The organism is Streptomyces sp. Je 1-332 (assembly GCF_040730185.1).
Lineage (GTDB): Bacteria > Actinomycetota > Actinomycetes > Streptomycetales > Streptomycetaceae > Streptomyces.
Map to the genome: position 1 here is coordinate 4,514,478 of NZ_CP160402.1, position 19,647 is coordinate 4,534,124.

Genomic DNA, 19,647 nt, shown 5'->3' on the forward strand with positions numbered 1-19,647 from the left:
CGACTATGACGTGATCGTGATTCCCTCTGGGACGTTTCGCATGCGGGGCAGGCGGGGGTTCACCCGGAGCACGCTCAGGTTCGGGAAGCGGGCGAGCCAGGAGACGTCCGTGTCGGCCAGCTCGGCGGTGATCCACAGGTGGGTGAGCTGGTCGTGCTCCAGGCCGTCCAGGAGCTCCTCGGTGCGGATGACGCCCACGACCTGGATCCACGGCCGTCCGCCGAGGTGTCGAAGCGCCGCGAGTTCGGCCGTGTCGGACACCGGGTAGTACAGGCCGACCGGGTCGAGGTGGGCGATGATCTCGCGCGCGTACCGCTCGGTGTCGAAGTGCCGCCACGGGCGGGCCAGTTCCATCCGGATGGCCAGCGCCGAGCGGTGGCGCAGGCGGGCGAGGTAGTCGATGGCGGCGTCGTCCTGGACGCGGGTGGCCGTGATCGCCAGGAGGAGCGCCTGCTGGTCGCTGGGCACCTGCTCGGGGTCCGGCAGCTGCTCGAGGACGATGGGGCCGACCCAGCCGAGGCTGCGGGCGGCCAGTTCCGTCGTGGGGCGCACGAGGTTCTTCGTACGGTCGTGGACGAGCTGCTGCACCTCGGGGTCGAGCTCGGTGACGTGTTCCAGGCAGGCCGCGGCCATCAGGCGCCGGTGGTTCACGTGCGGGCGGCGCAGGTTCGGGGCGGCTGCCAGGAGCCGTTCCAGGAAGTCGGCGCACTCCTCGGGGCGTGCGTGGGCGGCGGCCATCCGGATGACCTCCTCCCACTCGGCGCGGTGTGCGTGCTCGACCAGGGTGCGGAACTCGCCGCGGGCCACTATTTCCTTGGCGGCCAGATAGTCCTGGAAGGTGCGGTGGATGAAGTCCACCGAGAGGCCCGCCTGTTCGCGCAACAGGCCCGTGCGGTGCAGCAGATGACGGAAGATCTTCTCGCCGTCGCCCTCGGCGCGCGCGGAGGGGATGGCGGGCAGCGCGCCGTCCAGGATGGCGACCACGCGCTCGCGCGGCAGCTCCGATACGCCGTCGCCGACCATCGCGTGGGCCAGTTTGCGCAGGAGCAGCTCCCGGGGCCCTTGCTGGAGCCGTACGTCATCGGCGTACAGCACGTCGCGCTCGGGGTCGCGGCGCTGGAGGAGCATCTCCAGGGCGGCGTCGTACAGCTCCTTGCGGCCTTTGGGCAGGGAGCCGGAGCGGTCGCGGTTGAGGGCGCAGATCAGGCCGCACATCAGGGGGTTGGTGGCGAGCTGGCGCAGCTCGCGGTAGATGCGCACGGAGTGCAGGAGGCGCTGCTCGTACTCCCGCAGCTTGTCGCGCTCCGTCTGTTCCTTGCACTGGTCGTCGCTCAGCGCGGCCGCGTGCCAGTCGTGGATGAAGCGGGTGACCTGGTCGCGTGACATCGGCGCGAGGGAGAGCTCCTTGAAGCCCTCCTCGGCGAGGCGCTCCTGGGCGAGCCAGCCGTCCTCGACGGCGGATGGGCGGGACGTCACCAGGCAGCCGTTGCCGGAGAAGATACGAAGGAGGCGGCGCAGCTGGTTGCGCAGTTCGCCGCGGGTCGCCTCCGGGGCCTCGTCGATGCCGTCCACCAGGAGCATGGCCCGGCCCGCGAGGAGCGTGCGTACGACCCAGCCTTCGGGCGCCTGGTCGGCCAGCGGGTGGCGGATGGCGTGCAGGAAGTCGTCCGGGGCCGGGAAGCCCTCGCGGGCGAAGCGGCGTACGGGCAGGACGAAGGGGACGCGGGCGCCCTCGCGCGCCGCGGCCACGGCGAGCCACTGGACGAGGGTGGTCTTGCCCGAGCCCGCGACGCCGCGCAGCAGCACCCGCTCGTGGCCTTCGAGGGCCCGGTCGGCGAGCAGCACGGTGCGCGGCTCGCCCGGTACGCCGCTGCCGCTGCTCTCCTCGGCCTCGAGGCTGAGGTAGGTGTCCTCCAGGGGCCAGCGGTCCGGCGCGTTGGCCAGGTCCACGCCGACGATGGTGAGCCAGCCGTGCTGACGTACGACCTCCTCGGCGTACGCGGCCTCGAAGTCCCGGTCCTCCTGGGAGCGTTCGGGCTGGCGGGCCGCGGCCTCCGCGTCGTTCAGGTCGATGAGCTGGCGGATGCGGCTGGCACGCTCGGCCATGTGCCGCTGGATGTGCGGGGAGCGCCGGACGAAGTGGTAGAGGACGTGCAGACACACGGCGACGAGCAGCTCGTCGTGGAACCACGCGGCGGCGGGTGAGAGCGCCCGGTCCGCGCCCTGTACGGCCCCGCGCAGCCGCCGTGCGTAGTCCTGCGGACCCAGGCGTACGGCGTCCACGTCCGTGAGGTCCAGTTCACCGATGGCGAGCAGGGTGCGGGTCAACACCTCGACGACGGCGTTGAGTTCCGTGGCCGGGGCGGAGTGCGCCTCGGCGGCTAGGTGGACGAAGTCAGCGGCGGCGCGCTGCACGTCGTCCGGGGTCGAGGGGGCGTCCGCGCCGCGCCAGGTGGCGAGGGCCGCGATCAGGTCGGGCGCGGTGGGCGGCTGCGCGGGAGGCAGCCGGATGAGCCGTTGTACGAGGGGTGCGGCGAGCGTCGAGGGGATGCGGACAACGGGCTCCATGGACATAGAGGGTCCCTGCGGGTGGGATTTCGTGTGTCGTGAAGTGTCGGTCTGCCGGTCGTGCGTCGTAAAGGGTCAAGCGTAGGTCAACCCCGCCCTGAGGGTGGGGAGATGAGCCCTATCCAGGCAGCGAGGGCGCGTTACGAGAGCTTGGTGCCGTAGACGTTCTCGACCGTCATGGTGATCAGCACCCGGTGGTCGGCCACCATGACCTCGCGGTACTCGTCCCAGTTCGGGTGCTCGCCGGCCGCGGCGCGGTAGTAGTCCACCAGGGCCTGGACCTCGGGCCCTTGCGGGTCGTTCCCGGGCCCGACGAGGGTGGCCGTGCCCTCGGCGGTGGCCCAGGCGCGGCCGTCCGGGCTCGTCACCTCCAGCGTGGCGCGGGGGTCGCGCCGCAGGTTCGCGATCTTCGCCGTCCGCGCGGTCGTCGATACGCGGATGAGGCCCGCGGAGCGGTCGTACGAGGGCATGACGGGCGAGAGCTGGGGCCGCCCGTCGGCCTTGATCGTGGCCAGCACGCCGAGGTTGCTGATGGCGAGCAGGGCGTGGGGGTCGAAGTGCGCGTCAGTCGTCATGTGGGGGCCAACCAGGGTCCGGGGGCGGGGTATTCCGCGGTCGCGGTGCCGCGGTCGTGCTGCCGCGGTCGCGGTGCCGCAGCCGCTCGGAAAAGCGGTGGAGTGGCGATGCGGCGTGCCACTACCGTGCCTGCGGACCGAGTCGTAGAGGCAAAGGACGTGCCGTTGTACACCCTGTGAGTTCTCCCGAGCGCTGATTTCGTCGCGCGTCGCGCCTCGCCTGCGCGTCGTGCTGCTTCTTGCTGCGGACATCTCACTGGAACCGGTGTACCTCTGTGCTCAATCGATGGGTGGTCATGCCCACCTGCCTGCCTACTGTCCTCCGCCGTTGCCACGCCTGCGCGTCCGATCGCTTCCGGCCGGACGGCAAGTTCCGCGTCAACGCTCACCACAAGCTCCTCGACGCCTGGCTCCTCGTGCTCTGCACCGCTTGCGGGGAGACCGCGAAGCTCACGGTTCTGGAGCGGGCGAACGTGCGCTCCGTACGTGCTGAACTGCTCGACCGCATGCACGGCAACGACCCTGCTCTGGCGGGTGAGTTGCTCCAGGATCCGACCCTGCGGCGGCGCAATCGCGTCGCCCTCGACTGGGACGGTGCCTGGCGTCTCGACACCGGCGGATCGGACCACCTGGGCCGCGAGGTGATCGATGTGTCGGTTCGCTTCGCGGCGCGGATACCCGTCCGGCCCGTGCGACTGATCGCCGACGGCTGCGGGCTTTCGCGGGCCGAGGCCGAGAGGCTGATCGTGGAGGGGAAGCTCGTCTCCGCGGTCCGGCTGAGCGGCAAACTCTCCGGTGACTTCACCTTCACGCTCAAGCGCTGAGCCCCGATGTATCGGGGCAACATACCAGGTCAGAGGCCTGCCCGGCGTCGTGCCGGGCAGGCCTCCGAGGCTGCTTCCGCGCGCGTTAGGCGGATGTTAGTCGGATGGGAGCTCGGCATTAGTGGCCTCGATCAGAGTCGGTGTTGTTCCGAAGAGGGAACACCCACCCACTACTCACCGGGGGACCGCCATGCGCTCCAACACCAACACCACCGCCACTCGTCGCCGCAACCTGCGCTTCGCCGCCGCCGCCCTGACCGTCGCCGCGAGCCTCTCGCTCACGGCCTGCAACGGCGACGACGTGACCGGCCAGGGCGATCCGTCGGCCGCCTCCAGCGCTTCCTCGTCGGGCGGCGGCTCGGGCTCGGGCGGTGGCTCGGAGCAGAGTGGCGGCTCGGAGCAGGGTGGCGGCTCGGAGCAGGCCGGCGGGAAGGACTCGGCCGGGAAGAGCTCGAGCGGGCAGGGCGCCGCGGCCGGGAGCGGTGCGGGCAACGTCGAGCGGGCCGAGAAGTGCCGTACGGATGATCTCGACATCTCGGCGACGGACAGCACCATCGACGGTGACGACAAGGGCTCGGTCGCGGTGACGTTCAAGAACCCCGGCGACCGGGGCTGCCTGCTCTCCGGGTTCGCCGGCATCGACCTGAAGACCAACGCGGGGGACCTGTCCGCCACGCGCGAGGGGAAGCCCGCCGAGCAGATGGTGCTCACGGGCGGTGAGTCGGTGTCCTTCTACGTCAGCTACCCGATGAACGACACGGGCGGCTCCGGGGTCCGTATCACGGGCCTCGTGGTGACCCCTCCCGGTGAGACGAAGTCGCAGTCCCTTCAGTGGCCGGGCGCCGCCTCGCTGCCCGTGAGCGACGGCTCCGGCTCCTCGGTCAAGGTCGGCCCGATCGGCAGCGCGGGTCAGGGCGGCCCCCAGTAGGTCGGTGGCTTCAGTCGGCGCCTTCAATCGGTGACGTGGATGTACGTGTCCACCTCGATGTGGGCGGGCAGCTCGGCAGCCCCCCGTACCTGTTGCTCCGGTGCCCGCACGTAGGTCAAGGCGGGCAGCAGCGTCGGGAGGCAGGAGATGTCCACCGGGTCGTCGTCGGGCAGCAGAGGCAGCCGTAGATGCGTGAGGCGTGGCAGCAGCCTTCCTATGTGCGTCTTCGTTACATCCCAGTCGTCCGCCCGGTTCAGGAGCAGGTCCTTCACGCCGGGCAGGACAAGACCGGGGGGCGCGGAGGCGAGCGCCTCGGAGGGAAGAGTCAACTGGGTGAGGCGGGGCAGGCGGACCAAGGCCTGCCAGTGCTCGGCGGAGCTGGGACCCATGCCTCTGCCGAAGACCACCCACTGCAGTCCCGGCCATCTGTCGAGGTGGTGCAGATCCTCCGGACGGTCCGCGCCGAGGAACCCGATGCTGCGCAGGGCAGCCCCTGCCGGGATCGACGACAGACGGTGCGGCTCGCCGATCTCCCACAGACGCAGGTCCTCCAGGCCGAGCAGCGCGTCGTGCGCCTCGCCGGTGAGGCGGGCGGGGGAGATCCCCAGGGAGAGGTACGTGGGTGGGGCAGTGGCGAGCAGATGGGACGCGGCGGCCGGGGTGACGGTCTCGCGGATGTCCAGATGCCGTGGGCGAAGCCGCAGACGTTCGAGCTCGGCGGCCTGTTCGTCGCTGCGGAGGGTGAAGTGGACCTGCCCGTCGTCCAGATGGGCGATGACCTGCTCCGCGTAGGCACGGCAGTCGTAGCGGCCCCACGCCCACATGAGCTGGCTGCGGACGCCGAGACCGGAACGCCGGGCGAAGCGGGCCAGGAAGGGGATCGCGGCGTCCGACCGGACGTGCGTCGCGGCGGTCACCACGTGCTTGGCGTCCTTGTCGCTCAGGCCCTGCGGCCCGGGCAGCAGGTCGAGCACCATGGCTCCGACAGCGCCGAGCTCGCGGGCGTCCTGGCTGCTGTGGGGCGGGATCAGTGCCTTCATGCGCTGCCCGACCGCTACCCGCACCTCGGGCGCCAGTTCCGCCGCGTGCTCCAAGCATGCCGCCGCCCGTCCAGCAGGATCAGCGCACGGCCCGCGGTCAGTACCCGCGACTCCCAGCCCTTGGGCTGCGTCCCCGCCAGCGGGGAGCCGACCGCCGAGAGGAAGTCCGCCGGGGCCGGGAGACGCTCGCCGTGACGGGTGAGGCTGCGAAGGGGGAGTACATAGGGGATGCGGTCGTGGAGGTAGGTCATGCGGGCGTCGTGCACGGTGCGGCCCGCAGCACTCACCGCCAGCCACTGCACGAGGGTCGTCTTGCCCGAACCCGCTTCCCCTCGCAGGAGTACGCGGTCGTGGTCGGCCAGCGCCTGGTCGGCGGGGCAGGACGTCGGAGCCGACTCCTCGACCTGGCCCGCCCACCGCGCGTATGCCGGGTCCGTCTCTGCCAGGGCGCCGGCCACTTCCCGCGGCGAGAGCCGGAACCTCCCGGGCCGGTCTGTCGCCTCAAGCGACATGTACGCCGCATCCAAGGGCCACCGCGCCGGCGAGTTCGCCAGATCTATCCCGAAGATCGTCAGCTTCCCGTGCTTCTTCGCGACGTACGCGAGATACCGCTGCTCGAACGGCACGTCCTGCGCCCCGGGAAGGGGGTTGCGGGCGATCAACTCGTCGAGCCCGGCGATCAGCGCGGACTGCCGGCGGCTCTGCTCCACCAGGGTGCGGGCCACGAAGGCCGAGCGTTGCGTGAAGAAGTTCAGGATGTGCAGGCACGTCGTGTCGAGCAGGCGCTCGTAGAAGTACGACGCGTCCGCCGACAGGTCACGGTCCGGGTTCCCGCTCGCCCGGCGCAGCCGCAGCGCGAGGGCGTCGTGGCCGAGCTCGACCGCCTGGACGTCCGTGAGCGTGAGGTCACCCAGGGCGTGCAGGGTGCGCGTCAGGGCGTCGACCACGGCCTGCTCCTCGTCGGCGGGGACGGCCCGCTCGCCGGAGGCCCGTACCGCCTGGCGCACCAGCTCCCCGGCCAGCTTCGCCAGGTCCTTGTCGGTCAGCCTCCGCTTCTCACCCCGGAAGGAGACGAGCCCCGACAGCCGGACGGGGCGCTCCACCAGGCCCGCCCCGACCCCCTCCCGTACGAACAGTTTCTTGATCAGCGGGGCTATGACGCCGGAGGCGAGCCGGGCGCCCAGGGCCGTGGGATCCATGCGCCGCAGCGTAGCCCCGGTCACATTTCGGAGGTTGTGGATCTCGGGGGCCGGTGACATGACGCACAGGCGATTTGTCCGGTACTAGACGGAGTAGTGGTGGCGCCCGGTGGGGGTGTCGGGACCTTCGGCACGCAACCCCCGGGACCTTGGCCGCGTCGGGGGAGTCCACCCCCGGGACCCGTCGGCGCGGGCCCGAGATGCCCTGTCGAAGTGTGGTTAAACCTGTCTCGGGCCGTCGATTGCGGCAAGTGGTTGAAGGAGTAATTATCAGGATTTGTCGGTGTCAAGGGGGCGAAAGGTGGGCGGTTCGCTACGGCTTTAGGTAGTAGATGGGGTGTTTGAGCACCGGGCGGGGTGCGGGTTACCAAGGTGAGGCCCCGGCGGAACGCAGCGAAGCGTGTGGCCGGGTCCCTATGTGTCCCACGTGCCTCGCAGCGACATGCGGCGGTGTCACGTACACGCTCCCCATCCCGGAGGTAATCCGCCTTGTCGAAGCGCGCCACGTCCCACCAGTCCGGCCTGTCCCTGCTCCGTGCGCGGACGGCCGTCATCACCGTCGCGGGCCTCGGGCTCGGAGCGTCGGCCGTTCTCGGTTCCGGCGTCGCATCCGCCGCGGACACCAAGAACAGCGCCCTGCCCGGCGTCTCCGCCAACTCGGTATCGGCCCAGGCCGACGCGCAGGCCAAGGCCGCGGCCAAGGCCAAGCAGGCCGCCACCAAGAAGGCCGCGCAGGCCAAGCAGGCCGCAGCCAAGAAGGCCGCGTCCTGGCAGGACCCGGTCGACAAGTACACGCTCTCCGCGTCCTTCGGGACCGGCGGCAACATGTGGTCCAGCAAGCACTCCGGCCAGGACTTCGCCGTGGCGATCGGCACCTCCGTCGAGGCCGTGCACAACGGCACCGTCGTCAAGGCCGGCGGCAACGGCGCCGGTGACGGTCCCGCGTACGGCAACGCCATCGTGATCAAGCACGACAACGGCACGTTCTCGCAGTACGCGCACCTGTCGAAGATCGACGTCCGCGTCGGCCAGAGTGTCGGCACCGGCCAGCACATCGCCGCGTCCGGCAACACGGGTAACTCCAGCGGCCCGCACCTGCACTTCGAGGTCCGCACGACCCCGAACTACGGCTCGGCGGTCGACCCGGTCGCGTTCCTGCGCTCCAACGGCGTCACCGTCTGAGCAGCGCGTGACTAGGCGCCTTCGTGCGCCTGGGTCACCAGATCGATGGCGACCTCGAGGATGGCCTTGCGCTTCTCCTCGGGGTCGCCTTCGGCGTCCTTGAGCACGAACATCCCGCCGTGCATCGTGAACAGCGCGCTGAAGCAGCGCACCTGGGTCGTCATCGGCGTACCCGGATCCCTGAGGATGTCGAGCAGGCCGATCATGCGGTCCTTGAAGGTCTCGCCCGTCTTCAGGTCCCGCATCGTCGCCTGGTTCTCCTGCATGAAGCGGAAGAGCGGCGCCGCGTCCTTGAGGATCTCGCTGTAGCGGGTCAGGATCTCCCGCTTCGTCTCCAGCGTGCGCGGCTGCTCCTTGCCCCACTCCATCAGCTCGTCGATGGGCCGGGTCATGTCCTCGAAGATGCTGGTGAGGATGTCTTCCTTGGTCTTGAAGTGGTAGTACAGGGCCGCCTTCGTGACGTCCAGGCGCTCCGCGATCTCGCGCAGTGACGTCTTCTCGTAACCCTGCTCGGCGAAGAGTTCGAGGGCCACGTCCTGGATGCGCTGGCGGGTGTCCCCGCGGCGCTGCTGCTTACCCGTGACCATCTTCTTGCTCCTCGGCTCCCTCTCGGCTCGAATCCTTGGATCCGATTTTACTTACTTGACGCCCGGCTAGTTAGGGGTCTAGTTTCCCTCAGTGTAGTCAGCTTGCCGGTCGGCAAGTAAGCAGTGGTACGCAGTCGGGGAATCTGGGGAGTGGGGAACATGGCGAACACCAAGGACAGGCCGGGGGAGAAGGCGAAGGAAGCGCCACAGCCGCGCAGCGTGCGCGTCGTGATGATGGCGCTGATGGTCACCATCCTGCTCGCGATGCTGGACAACATGATCGTCAGCCCCGCGATGCCGACGATCGTCGGCGACCTCGGCGGCATGGAGCACCTGTCGTGGGTCGTCACGGCGTACATGCTCGCGACCGCGGCCTCGACCCCCATCTGGGGCAAGCTCGGCGACATGTACGGGCGCAAGGGCGTCTTCCTCACCTCCATAGTGATCTTCCTGCTCGGTTCCGTGCTCAGCGGAATGGCGCAGGACATGGGCCAGCTGATCGGCTTCCGTGCCGTGCAGGGGCTCGGCGCGGGCGGTCTGATGGTCGGCGTCATGGCGATCATCGGTGAGCTCGTTACGCCGCGGGAGCGCGGCAAGTACATGGGCATGATGACCGGCGTCATGGCCGTCGCCATGATCGGCGGACCGCTCGTCGGCGGCACCATCACCGACCACCTCGGCTGGCGCTGGGCCTTCTACATCAACCTCCCGCTCGGCGCGATCGCGCTCGCCATGGTCACCGCCGTGCTGCACCTGCCGAAGAAGAAGGCGAAGGGGCGCATCGACTACCTCGGTGCGGCGCTCCTGACCGTGGGCATCAGCGCGCTCGTGCTCGTCACCACATGGGGCGGCACGGAGTACGCCTGGACCTCCACCGTGATCATGGAGCTCATCGCGATCGGCGTGGTCGCGCTCATCAGCTTCGTCATCGTGCAGAAGAAGGCCGCCGAGCCGATCCTGCCGCTGCACATCTTCCGCAGCCTCAACTTCACGCTCATGTCGGTGATCGGCTTCATCACCGGCTTCGTGATGTTCGGCGCGATTCTGTTCCTGCCGCTGTACCAGCAGGCCGTGCAGGGGGCCTCGGCCACCAACTCCGGACTGCTGCTGCTTCCGATGCTGCTCTCGATGATGGTCGTCTCGTTCTTCTCGGGGCGGTTCACCACCTCCACCGGCAAGTACAAGATCTTCCCGATCGCCGGCACCATCCTGATGGTCCTCGGCCTCTTCCTGCTGGCGCAGATGGACACCGACACCACGCGGTTCACGTCGGGCCTCTACATGGCGGTGCTCGGCGCGGGCATGGGCTGCCTGATGCAGATCACCATGCTGGTCGCCCAGAACAGCGTCGAGATGAAGGACATGGGCGTCGCGTCGTCCTCGGCCACGCTCTTCCGTACGCTCGGCTCCTCGTTCGGCGTCGCGATCATGGGCGCGCTGTTCAACAGCCGGGTCGAGGACACGATGGCCTCGCGGGCCGGGGAGCTCGGCGGCAAGGTCACCGAGCAGTCGGCGCAGCTGGACGCGGACAGCCTGCGGCAGTTGGCGGCTCCGGTGCGGGACGCGTATCAGCACGCGGTGTCGGCCGGTACGCACTCGGCGTTCCTGCTGGGCGCGGTCATCGGCGTGGCCGCGCTCGTCGCTGCGGTGTTCGTGAAGGAGGTTCCCCTGCGGGGGGCCGGGCCGAAGGACGCCGGGCCCAAGGACTCCGGGGACTCCGGGAGCGCCGAAGCCAAGAAGCCGGCCGAGGACGCGGCTGGGGACGCCGCTGCGGCGGGACCGCGGGCGACGGTTGCAGAGGCCGTCTGACCTGCGGTTCGGCTCCCTCGGCTGAAACGGGCCCCGGCACCTTCTGGTGCCGGGGCCCGTTGCTGTGCGTGCTGCCCTGCTCTCTCGGTGCCCTGCGGCTTCGGCGTTGTGCCCACCCGTTCCGCCCTGCGGAACGCCTGCCCACAACGGGGCGGTTACTTGTACTTGTCCGGCAGCTGCAAGATCGGGAAGCTGCCCGTGTTCGTCGGGGCGTGTTCCGGGAGCCAGAGGACTGCCACCGCGCCCTCCGCCGGGTCCTCCGGGCCCGCCCCCGCGGGAGTCACGTTGCGGAAGGTGAGCCTCGCGCCGAGCACCCGCGCCTGCCCCGCGGCGATCGTCAGGCCCAGGCCGTGGCCGACGCCCGCGCGGTCCGTGCTGCCGGTGCGGAAGCGGCTCGGCCCCTCGTCAAGGAGCCCCGCGGGGAACCCGGGGCCGTGGTCGCGGACCCGCACCACGCGGCCCTCGACGCTGACCTCGACCGGCGGCTTCCCGTGCTTGGCCGCGTTGGCGAGGAGGTTGCCCAGGATGCGCTCGAGGCGGCGCGGATCGGTGGTCACCTCCGACTCGTGCACCACCGTCACGCGCACGTCCGAGTCGAGCACCGCGATCCGCCGCGTCACGAACTCGCCGAGCATCAGGTCCTGCAACTCGGCCCGCTCGGCCGCGCTGTCCAGACGGGCCACTTCCAGTACGTCCTCGACGAGCGTGCGCATCGCCTGCGCCCGGTCCCTGACCAGCTCGGTCGGCCGGCCGGGGGGAAGCAGTTCGGCGGCCGTGAGCAGGCCGGTCACCGGCGTACGCAGCTCGTGCGCGATGTCCGCCGTCACCCGCCGCTCGGCCTCGAGGCGCTGCTTGAGCGCGTCAGCCATCGCGTCCACCGACCGCGCGAGGTCATCGGTCTCATCGCGTACGACGCCGCCGATGGCATCCCGTACGCTCACGTCCGTCTGCCCCTGTGCCACCTCCTGCGCCGCCGTCGCCGCCTTGCGCAGGCGCCGCGAGAGCTGGCCGCCGATGAGTACGCCGAGCGCGCAGCCGCCGAAGACCACGGAGATGGAGCCGATGACCAGGGCCTGGTCGAGGTCCTTCATGACGGTGGCGCTGCGGTCGGTGAACCGGGTGTGCAGCGACAGGATGTGGCCGTCGCTCAGCGGGACCGCCGCCCAGATGTCCGGCACACCGCCCTCGTGGTCCTCCACGTAGGTCGCGCGGCGCCCGGTGAGCACCTTCGCCAGGAGGTCCTTGGGCATCTCCGGGTCGTCGATCTTCATGCCGAACTGGCCCGTGCGCCCGGACGTCTCGTAGATCCGCTGGGCGTACAGGATCCGCTCGTCCTGCACGTCGCGCGCGTTGTCGAGCATCGAGACGCGCGCCGCGTTGTGCACGACCAGACTCAGCGCCACCGCGACGAGCGCGCCGACCAGCGCGATCGCCGCGCTGATCTTCCAGCGCACGCCGGTGCGCAGGCCGGAGGCCAGCTTCGCGCGCAGCGAGGCCATGGTCCCCCTGCTCATATGTGTCCCCCGAGACGCGCCGGACCGTTCGTTGCTTCAGCCGGTGTTTCAGCCATGCCGTGGGCTCACGCCTTGAGCTTGTAGCCGAAGCCGCGGACCGTCTCGATCCGGTCCTGGCCGACCTTCGTGCGCAGCCGCTGCACGTGGACGTCGACGACGCGGGTGTCACCGCCCCAGCCGTAGTCCCACACGCGCTCCAGGAGCTTGTCGCGGGAGAGGACCGTGCCGGGCGCGGAGGAGAACTCGAGGAGCAGGCGCATCTCGGTCGGGGTCAGGGCCACCGGGGCGCCGTCCTTGCGGACCTCCATGCCCTCCGTGTCGATCTCCAGGTCGCCGAAGTGCAGCACACCGCCGTCCGGCGAACCGCCGTCGGCGGAGGCGGGCGCCCCCGACTCGGGGCCGCTCGCGTGCCCGAAGCGGCGAAGGACGGCGCGGATCCTGGCCACCAGGACGGCGCCGTCGAAGGGCTTGGTCACGTAGTCGTCGGCCCCGGCCTCCAGGCCGAGCACGACGTCGATGGAGTCGGCACGCGCCGAGAGCATGATCACCGGTACCGTCGACTCGTCGCGGATGCGGCGGCACAGCGAGACGCCGTCCAGGCCCGGCACCATCACGTCGAGCAGCGCGATGTCGGGGCGGTCGGCGCGGAAGGCCTCAAGGCCCTGCAGACCGTCGGGCATCGCGGTGACGACGAAGCCGTCCCGTTCGAGCGCGAGCTGTGTCGCCTCGCGGATGACGTCGTCGTCCTCGACGAACAGGACATGGGTGTGCTCTGCCATCGGGTGCTCTCAGTTCTCCGTCGGAGCGGGTGCGTCGCCGCCGGCCGCGCTGCTGTAGTGACTGCGGGTGCGGTCCGTCTCGGTGAAGTGGTTCGAGGACCAGCGGTACGTGATGACTTCCTCGCCGGACGGATACGACACCGGGTCACCCTTCTCGTACACCTGCTTGGTCACGACGAGATCGCCCCGGTCGATCTCCGCGTAGACGGGCGGCTCCTCGTCCTGGAAGACATTCTCGTACTTCTTGCCTTCGGCGCGATACACGTAACTGCTGGTGCCGACCGCATCGCTGCAGGTCATGATGTTCACCACGACATCGGAACCGGCTCCTCCGGTCAGGTTGCCGTAACTGACGTCCACGGGGTAGTCGTCGCCGACGCAGGGCTTCAGGTCGCGCTTGACCGTCCGGCTCACCTTCGGGTCGTCCTTGACGAGCTGCACGGCCTCACCGGTGGAGGGCGGCGGGGGCGCGGACGTCGTCGACGGCGTCGGGGACGGCGAGGGCGTCATCACCGTCTCGCCCCGGTTGCCGGGGCCCTCGTCCCGGGCGCCGGAACCGCCGGTCGAGCAGGCGGTGAGGAAAAGGCCGATGGCGGCGAGCGCGACCACCGCCGCGCTCCCCGCCCTGATCGCCTTGATCGTCCTGCCAGCCCGGGTGCTTAGGCCGCGCAACGCTCCCGCTCCTCACGTTCGAGCGCGCCGATGGCGGGCTCCTCGCGGTCCCGGCTCTCACGGCCCTGGCCCTCGCGGTCCCGGCTCTCCAGCTCCTGGCGGAGCCGCGCGAGCGCGCGGTGCAGGGTGCTCTTGACCGTTCCCGCGGACATGCCGAGTGCCGCGGCCGTCTCCTCTGTGGACATCTGCTCCCAGTGTCGCAGCACGACGACGCTGCGCTGCTTGGGGGCGAGCACCTTCATGATGTCCATCAGGAGGGCGCGGTCCGCGTGCTGTTCCGTGGAGTCCTCCACGCGGGCGTCGGGCATCTGCTCGGTGGGGACCTCTTCGAGCTTGCGGGCCCGCCACCACTCCGTACGCGTGTTGATCATGACGCGGCGCAGATAGGCGTCCGCGAGCCGCTTGTCGGCTATGCCGTCCCAGCGGCCGTACGTCCGCACGAGCGCGGTCTGCAGCAGGTCCTGGGCGTCGACGGGGTCGGGGACCAGGCGCCGGGCACTGCGCAGCAGGGCGTCCTGCCGAGTGCGGACGTACTCTTCGAACTCGAGCACCTCGCCGTGCGCCATACCCAACCGCCTCCGTTCACCGACCACCGCTGCTTGTGCGGTACGGCTATGAAGCTACGGAGGCGTTGTCACGAGGCTGTGCGGAGCAGCCGCCGGGGGGCGCACGGCCTTCCGTCGGTTGTGTAACAGATGTAGGCGAGGCGTAAAGCGGGGGCGTTTCGTGGTGATCTGTCGCCGTTCTCACGCGAGCTTCTCTGGGAGCTTCTCAGGTGAGCGCTTGTCACGTGAGCGCTTCTCAGGTGAGAGGCAGGCGGTAGAGCCCGTCGGGAAGCGGCTCGACGAGCCCGTCGGCGACGAGCCCGTCCAGCGCGCGGGCCCGCTGCACGGGTTCGTCCCACACGCGGTCGAGAGCGGACTGGGGCACGGGAGCGACGGCCTCGCGGAGCACCGCGAGCAGCTTGCCGCGGACCTGGCGGTCCGTTCCCGCGTAGGTCTGGCCCCGGCGGGCCGGACCTACGTGCGCGGGTTTGCCGGCCGTCTGCCACGCGCACTGCTGCGCGATGGGGCATCGCCCACAGTTCTCGTTCTTGGCGGTGCAGACGAGGGCGCCGAGCTCCATGGAGGCGGCGGCCCAGCGGGACGCCGTGCGCTCGTCCTCGGGGAGGAGGGCGCGGGCGAGCTTGCGCTCGGCGGCGGTGGTGGCGTTCGGGGGGTACTGGACGCCGGTCACGGCCCGCGCGAAAACCCGCCGGACGTTCGTGTCGAGCACGGCGTGCCGCTGCCCGTACGCGAACGACGCCACGGCCGCCGCGGTGTACTCACCGATGCCGGGCAGCGCGAGCAGCTGCGCGTGCTTGGTCGGTACGTCGCCACCGTGCCGTTCCGTTATGGCGACGGCCGCGCCGTGCAGCCGCAGGGCGCGGCGGGGGTAGCCGAGGCGTCCCCAGGCGCGGACGGCTTCACCCGGGGCTTCCTTGGCGAGGTCGGCGGGGCGGGGCCAGCGGGCGATCCACTGCTCGTACACGGGCAGGACGCGGCTGACCGGCGTCTGCTGCAGCATGAACTCACTGACCATCACGCCCCAGGGTCCGGCGTCGGGCCGCCGCCACGGCAGGTCGCGCGCGTTCGCGTCGAACCAGGCGATGACGGGGCTGTGCAGGGCCTCGCCGGCGGGCTCGGGGCTGTCTGACATTGGCATGGGCTTCGTGGGCGCAGTCATGGCAGGACGATCCTGCCACGGGCCCACCGACCGACGGGCCAGGCGGGGCCTTCTCAACTCCGTTTCCCTTCGGCGCCCACCCACCCGCGCACGGTCTGCGCTACCCCTTGACCCGGGGCAATCGGGCGGGTGGGTGGGAAAGGTTTGTTCGCGGAGGGGGAATGCGGGGTGATCGGGCGGGTGGGTGGGAGAGCTTTGCGGGGGCCGAAGTTGGGGGGCAAGGCATGACGATCGGCAGGGGTGCCTGCCGGGGGACGGGCAGTAGCGTCCAGGGGGTGGAGAGTGCACGGGGGCGGGACGCCCTCCTCTGGGGGGCCTTGGTCATACCCGCGGTGAGCGTGAGCGGCCTGGGGCTGGACGAGCCCCGGGCAGCGTGGCAGCAGGCCGCAGGGATCGCCGTCCTGGGGCTGGCCGCAGCCACCTGGCGCAGGCGGCCCCCGGCAGCCTTCGCAGCGGCCGCAGCCCTGGGTCTCACCGCGGCACCCTCCCTCTTCACCCTCTCGTACGGCCCCGCCCTGGCCGCATTCGCCCTGCTCATGGGGCGCAGAGCCCACCGCGTGAGGCCCGCCCTCCTCACCTTCGGCGCCACCGCCCTGATCGGCACCGCCAAGATCGCCGTACGCGACGTCGACCCCGTAGTGGAGTGGCTCGTCCTGACGGGCACCCTCCTCTTCGGCGCCGTCTTCCCCTGGCTCGCGGGCCGCTACCTCCGCCAGGGCCGCGAACTCGCCGCCGCGGGGTGGACCCGCGCCGCCCAACTGGAGCGCGAGCAGCGCATCGTCGCCGACCGGGCCCGGCTGCGCGAACGGGCCAGGATCGCCCAGGACATGCACGACTCCCTCGGCCACGAGCTGAGCCTCATCGCGGTGCGGGCCGGCGCCCTCCAAGTGGCCGCCGATCTGCCGGAACGGCACCGCGGCGCCGTGACCGACCTGCGCGTCGCCGCGTCGGACGCCACGGACCGGCTGCACGAGATCATCGGACTGCTCAGGGAGGAGGGGGACGAGGCCGCACCCCTCGCCCCGGCGGGCGAAAGCGTGCGCGCCCTCGTGGAGCGGGCCGCCGACTCGGGGCTGCCGGTCCGGTACATCGCGGGGGGTGAGGGCCCGCGTACGAAATTGACCGGGCCCGAAGCGGAACCCGAAGCGGAACCCGAAGCAGAACCCGAAGCGGAACCCGAAGCAGAACCCGAAGCGGAAGGGGAGAACGGCCGCACCGCCTACCGCATCGTCCAGGAAGCCCTGACCAACGCCGCCAGACACGCCCCCGGCGCACCCATCACCGTGGAGGTGAGGGAAGCGGCAGTCGTCGTGACCAACGGGCCCGCCCAGCAGCCGGGTTCGGGGCCCGGCGCAGGCTCCGGCCTCGTAGGCCTGCGGACCAGGGTCGAAGACCTCGGCGGCACCCTCGAAGCGGAGCCGCACGGCGACGGCTTCCGGGTCCTCGCACGGCTTCCCGCGGACGGCGCCACCCCGGACCCGCCCCCGCGGCACCCCGCACCCGGCCCCGCGTACGCGCGCCGGCGGACCCTGCTGGCCTTCGGCGCCGCTCTGGCCACCGGGGCCCTGCTCGTCGGCGGCGCCTTCGCCTGGTACGCGTACTCACGGTCGAACGCGGTCCTCGAACCGGCCGACTTCGCCCGCCTGAAGGAAGGCCAGGCGCAGGCCGACGCCGAACGGCTGCTGCCCGGCAGAGTCGCGTCCGACCCGCCCGCGGAGCGCGCACCGACCCCGCCACCCCCGGGCGCCGACTGCCGCTACTACCGCGCCAGCGGTGAACTCTTCGTCACCGTCCGCCACTTCAGGGTCTGCTTCAGGGACGGGGCCCTCGTGGAGAAGAGTGTCATCCCCACACCAGGGGCCCAGCGCGAGAAGGAGAGGGTGCGGTGATCCGCGTACTGCTGGCCGACGACGAGGCCATGATCCGCGCGGGCGTCCGCGCGATCCTCGGCGTGGGCGAGGACATCGAGGTCGTCGCCGAGGCGGGTGACGGGAGGCAAGCCGTGTCGCTCGCCCAGGCCCACCGGCCGGACGTCGCTCTGCTCGACATCCGCATGCCGGGCCTCGACGGCCTGGCGGCGGGCGAGGAGATCGTACGGACGCTGCCGGGCACCGCCGTCGCGATGCTGACGACGTTCTCCGAGGACGCGTACGTCGCGCGAGCGCTGAGCGGCGGAGCCACCGGCTTCCTCCTGAAGTCCGGTGATCCCCACGAACTCATCGCGGGCGTACGCGCGGTGGCGAGCGGCGCCGCCTTCCTCTCGCCCAAGGTGGCCCGTCACGTCATCGACGGCTACGGCGCGCAGCGAACGGTCCGCGGCGCCGACGCCCGCGCGAGGACCGCGGCCCTCACCCCGCGCGAGCGCGAGGTGCTCGGGCTCGTCGGGGAGGGCCTCTCCAACCCGGAGATCGCAGCCCGGCTCCACCTGGTCGAAGGCACGGTCAAGGCGTACGTCAGCGCGGTTCTCGACCGGCTCGGGGTCAAGAACCGCGTCCAGGCGGCGATCGTCGCCTACGAGGCGGGACTTGTGCGGCTCTGAGACTCAGCGGCGATGTGCCGCGGGCCGCCGGTGCGATGTCGAGTGCTCCGGCGTCGGGCTTCCCGGCCCCGCGAACCACCTGACGACGCCCGTCGATGACCCGCGCATCGCCTCGACCACCCGCCCGACGGGGCGCGTCGCCCCACGTACGAGGAGGAAGGCGAGCGCGGCGCCGAGGAGCAGGCCCACCGCCACGTCATGCGGGTAGTGCACGCCCACGAACACCCGTGAGAACGCCATGAGTACGGCCATCGGCAGCGTCAGGGCCGCGATCCGCGGCCAGGCGAGCGCGAGGCCGACGGCGGCGGCGCCCGCGATCGTCGAGTGGTTGCTGGGGAAGGACCAGTCGCCGTACGCCGGGCACTCCACGATGGAGGTGACCGCGCCGGCGACGGCTCGGCAGGGGCGCTCCTCGTCGACCGCGGACTTGAGCGTCTCGCTGCAGACGTAGGCAACCGCCGTGACCAGGGGCGCGAGAACAGCTATCGCGAGGGCGCGCGGGTCGCCGCGCCGTGCCCGCCACCAGGCGACGATGAAGAGCACGCCGAAGAGCAGCAGTCCGAGTTCCGTCCACACCTCGGCGAGATGCTGGAACCAGGTAGGGGTGTCGTGGGCGAAGTCGGTGACATCGCGATAGAGATCGTCGTCCATGGTGTCCATGATTACGGACGGTACGGAGTGGGTCCGAATCGTCACATCCGGCGATCGTCCCGTCACACCCCCTGACGAAAGACAGGGGTGCGGAAAGCGGAACCAATCGTTCCGTGATGATGATCGGCAAACTTTGTGACTCTGGGCGGCGGGTGGGGCAGGACAAGGCGCGGATGTCTCGTAAGGTTTGGGCCGTGGGATCTCTGCGCAATCCTGTCGGGCCGCTTCCCTCCACCATCTACTGGCGTCGGAGGGCCGTTCTGCTGTCCTTGATCGGGCTGATGGCGCTCCTGGTGGTGTGGGTGCTCACCATGGGCGGTGGGGGCAAGAACGACGGTGCCGACGGCCCTTCGGGCTCCGGCCCCGCCACGTCGATCACTCCCGGGCCTTCCAGTTCCGGGCCCGCCATCAGTGAAAACCCGGGCGGGCGCGACGAGTCGGGCGACGGTGACGACGGCGACTCCGGTTCCGGAGGCTCCGGCGGCGGCTCCGGTGATTCCGAGGGGTCCGACGGCTCGGGCGACTCCGGTGGCGGTGACGGCAGCGGCTCGGACGACGGCGCCAAGGGCGGCGGCGGGTCGGGCGGACAGCTGCCCGCCGGGTCGAGCCTGCCCAACTGCGTGAGCGGAGACGTGAAGTTGAAGCTGCGCAGCGTCCACAACCGGTACGAGATCGGCGAGAAGCCGAAGTTCGAACTCGTCGCCCAGAACAGTGCGGGCAAGGCCTGCAAGGTCGATCTCGGCGGCAAGAAGACGGTGCTGACGATCACTCAGGCCGACGGCGACAAGGAGATCTGGTCCTCCGCGGACTGCCCCGCCGGTGGCGGGAGCCTGTTGCTGCGGGTGCCGGGCGACGGGCGCGTCACGCACACCGTGGAGTGGGACCGCCGGGGGAGCGAGCCGAACTGCGCGACGCCTTCGGCGGGAAGCGCGTCCCCCGGTACGTATCTCGTCGAGGCCAAGTCACCCGGCCTCGGTTCGGTGAAGACGTCGTTCGTGCTTGAGGACAGCTGACCGCTGAGTGCCGGTGGGTGGGCGGGCAAGAAAACCCCACCC

General features: G+C 70.8%; 18 protein-coding genes. 7 read left to right on the top strand and 11 right to left on the bottom strand.

Annotated elements, in window-relative coordinates:
* Positions 1–3 precede the first annotated feature (3 nt).
* Both ABXJ52_RS20480 and ABXJ52_RS20485 read right to left on the bottom strand, forming a co-directional pair.
* On the bottom strand, positions 4–2,568 hold the full coding sequence (locus ABXJ52_RS20480) for an NACHT domain-containing protein (RefSeq protein ID WP_367044057.1): 2,565 nt from the start codon (positions 2,566–2,568) through the stop codon (positions 4–6).
* Between the two features lie 140 nt (positions 2,569–2,708).
* Positions 2,709–3,143 (bottom strand): PPOX class F420-dependent oxidoreductase, encoded by a 435-nt coding sequence (locus ABXJ52_RS20485; protein ID WP_367044058.1) that lies wholly within the window; start codon positions 3,141–3,143, stop codon positions 2,709–2,711.
* Positions 3,144–3,418: 275 nt separating this feature from the next.
* Between ABXJ52_RS20485 and ABXJ52_RS20490 the strand changes: the two genes are divergently transcribed.
* Both ABXJ52_RS20490 and ABXJ52_RS20495 read left to right on the top strand, forming a co-directional pair.
* Positions 3,419–3,967: a DUF1062 domain-containing protein gene (locus tag ABXJ52_RS20490; protein ID WP_367044059.1), complete on the top strand. Its 549-nt coding sequence runs from the start codon at positions 3,419–3,421 to the stop codon at positions 3,965–3,967.
* 190 nt (positions 3,968–4,157) lie between these two features.
* A complete protein-coding gene (locus tag ABXJ52_RS20495) occupies positions 4,158–4,895 on the top strand; it encodes a DUF4232 domain-containing protein (protein ID WP_367044060.1) in 738 nt (245 codons plus the stop codon).
* A 23-nt stretch (positions 4,896–4,918) separates the two neighbouring features.
* On the opposite strand, the gene ABXJ52_RS20500 is transcribed toward ABXJ52_RS20495, so the two are convergent.
* Both ABXJ52_RS20500 and ABXJ52_RS20505 read right to left on the bottom strand, forming a co-directional pair.
* Positions 4,919–5,989, bottom strand: a complete 1,071-nt coding sequence (locus ABXJ52_RS20500) for a hypothetical protein (RefSeq protein ID WP_367044062.1) — start codon at positions 5,987–5,989, stop codon at positions 4,919–4,921.
* Complete coding sequence (locus ABXJ52_RS20505; protein WP_367044063.1) at positions 5,950–7,134, bottom strand: NACHT domain-containing protein; 1,185 nt, start codon at positions 7,132–7,134, stop codon at positions 5,950–5,952. Before ABXJ52_RS20505 ends, ABXJ52_RS20500 begins: the two co-directional genes overlap by 40 nt.
* 489 nt (positions 7,135–7,623) lie before the next feature.
* Between ABXJ52_RS20505 and ABXJ52_RS20510 the strand changes: the two genes are divergently transcribed.
* Positions 7,624–8,316, top strand: coding sequence for a M23 family metallopeptidase (locus ABXJ52_RS20510; RefSeq protein ID WP_367044064.1), 693 nt, complete (start codon positions 7,624–7,626; stop codon positions 8,314–8,316).
* An 11-nt stretch (positions 8,317–8,327) separates the two neighbouring features.
* Here ABXJ52_RS20510 and ABXJ52_RS20515 read toward each other — a convergent pair whose 3' ends face one another.
* Positions 8,328–8,903 (bottom strand): helix-turn-helix domain-containing protein, encoded by a 576-nt coding sequence (locus ABXJ52_RS20515; protein WP_367044065.1) that lies wholly within the window; start codon positions 8,901–8,903, stop codon positions 8,328–8,330.
* Between the two features lie 159 nt (positions 8,904–9,062).
* On the opposite strand from ABXJ52_RS20515, the gene ABXJ52_RS20520 reads away from it, so the two are divergent.
* Complete coding sequence (locus tag ABXJ52_RS20520) at positions 9,063–10,712, top strand: MDR family MFS transporter (RefSeq protein WP_367044066.1); 1,650 nt, start codon at positions 9,063–9,065, stop codon at positions 10,710–10,712.
* 155 nt (positions 10,713–10,867) lie between these two features.
* On the opposite strand, the gene cseC is transcribed toward ABXJ52_RS20520, so the two are convergent.
* The 5 genes from cseC to ABXJ52_RS20545 all read right to left on the bottom strand — a co-directional run bounded on the left by cseC (position 10,868) and on the right by ABXJ52_RS20545 (position 15,402).
* Entirely contained in the window at positions 10,868–12,226 is a 1,359-nt protein-coding gene (gene cseC, locus ABXJ52_RS20525; RefSeq protein WP_367044067.1) for a two-component system sensor histidine kinase CseC, read from the bottom strand.
* Between the two features lie 65 nt (positions 12,227–12,291).
* Entirely contained in the window at positions 12,292–13,005 is a 714-nt protein-coding gene (gene cseB, locus ABXJ52_RS20530; protein WP_367044068.1) for a two-component system response regulator CseB, read from the bottom strand.
* 9 nt (positions 13,006–13,014) lie between these two features.
* On the bottom strand, positions 13,015–13,677 hold the full coding sequence (locus ABXJ52_RS20535; protein ID WP_367044069.1) for a hypothetical protein: 663 nt from the start codon (positions 13,675–13,677) through the stop codon (positions 13,015–13,017).
* Entirely contained in the window at positions 13,665–14,243 is a 579-nt protein-coding gene (locus tag ABXJ52_RS20540) for a SigE family RNA polymerase sigma factor (protein ID WP_367044070.1), read from the bottom strand. The genes ABXJ52_RS20535 and ABXJ52_RS20540 overlap by 13 nt, the downstream gene beginning before the upstream one ends.
* A 235-nt stretch (positions 14,244–14,478) precedes the next feature.
* On the bottom strand, positions 14,479–15,402 hold the full coding sequence (locus tag ABXJ52_RS20545) for an A/G-specific adenine glycosylase (protein ID WP_367044071.1): 924 nt from the start codon (positions 15,400–15,402) through the stop codon (positions 14,479–14,481).
* 275 nt (positions 15,403–15,677) lie between these two features.
* Here ABXJ52_RS20545 and ABXJ52_RS20550 point away from each other — a divergent pair, with 275 nt between their 5' ends.
* Both ABXJ52_RS20550 and ABXJ52_RS20555 read left to right on the top strand, forming a co-directional pair.
* The gene (locus ABXJ52_RS20550; protein ID WP_367044072.1) at positions 15,678–17,291 is read left to right on the top strand and encodes a histidine kinase; all 1,614 of its coding nucleotides are present in this window, start codon (positions 15,678–15,680) and stop codon (positions 17,289–17,291) included.
* The gene (locus ABXJ52_RS20555) at positions 17,288–17,941 is read left to right on the top strand and encodes a response regulator transcription factor (RefSeq protein WP_367044073.1); all 654 of its coding nucleotides are present in this window, start codon (positions 17,288–17,290) and stop codon (positions 17,939–17,941) included. Before ABXJ52_RS20550 ends, ABXJ52_RS20555 begins: the two co-directional genes overlap by 4 nt.
* A 3-nt stretch (positions 17,942–17,944) precedes the next feature.
* On the opposite strand, the gene ABXJ52_RS20560 is transcribed toward ABXJ52_RS20555, so the two are convergent.
* On the bottom strand, positions 17,945–18,601 hold the full coding sequence (locus ABXJ52_RS20560) for a phosphatase PAP2 family protein (protein ID WP_367044074.1): 657 nt from the start codon (positions 18,599–18,601) through the stop codon (positions 17,945–17,947).
* A 185-nt stretch (positions 18,602–18,786) separates the two neighbouring features.
* Between ABXJ52_RS20560 and ABXJ52_RS20565 the strand changes: the two genes are divergently transcribed.
* Positions 18,787–19,605 carry a hypothetical protein gene (locus ABXJ52_RS20565; protein WP_367044075.1) on the top strand — a complete coding sequence of 273 codons (819 nt, stop codon included), beginning with the start codon at positions 18,787–18,789 and terminating at the stop codon, positions 19,603–19,605.
* Positions 19,606–19,647: the final 42 nt, after the last annotated feature.

Excerpts from the sequence above, each read along its gene's own strand:
- cseB (WP_367044068.1), bottom strand. The coding sequence starts at position 13,005 with ATGGCAGAGCACACCCATGTCCTGTTCGTCGAGGACGACGACGTCATC.
- ABXJ52_RS20540 (WP_367044070.1), bottom strand. The coding sequence starts at position 14,243 with ATGGCGCACGGCGAGGTGCTCGAGTTCGAAGAGTACGTCCGCACTCGG.
- ABXJ52_RS20480 (WP_367044057.1), bottom strand. The coding sequence starts at position 2,568 with ATGGAGCCCGTTGTCCGCATCCCCTCGACGCTCGCCGCACCCCTCGTA.
- cseC (WP_367044067.1), bottom strand. The coding sequence starts at position 12,226 with ATGAGCAGGGGGACCATGGCCTCGCTGCGCGCGAAGCTGGCCTCCGGC.
- ABXJ52_RS20545 (WP_367044071.1), bottom strand. The coding sequence starts at position 15,402 with ATGACTGCGCCCACGAAGCCCATGCCAATGTCAGACAGCCCCGAGCCC.
- ABXJ52_RS20520 (WP_367044066.1), top strand. The coding sequence starts at position 9,063 with ATGGCGAACACCAAGGACAGGCCGGGGGAGAAGGCGAAGGAAGCGCCA.
- ABXJ52_RS20505 (WP_367044063.1), bottom strand. The coding sequence starts at position 7,134 with ATGGATCCCACGGCCCTGGGCGCCCGGCTCGCCTCCGGCGTCATAGCC.
- ABXJ52_RS20485 (WP_367044058.1), bottom strand. The coding sequence starts at position 3,143 with ATGACGACTGACGCGCACTTCGACCCCCACGCCCTGCTCGCCATCAGC.
- ABXJ52_RS20560 (WP_367044074.1), bottom strand. The coding sequence starts at position 18,601 with ATGGACACCATGGACGACGATCTCTATCGCGATGTCACCGACTTCGCC.
- ABXJ52_RS20495 (WP_367044060.1), top strand. The coding sequence starts at position 4,158 with ATGCGCTCCAACACCAACACCACCGCCACTCGTCGCCGCAACCTGCGC.
- ABXJ52_RS20515 (WP_367044065.1), bottom strand. The coding sequence starts at position 8,903 with ATGGTCACGGGTAAGCAGCAGCGCCGCGGGGACACCCGCCAGCGCATC.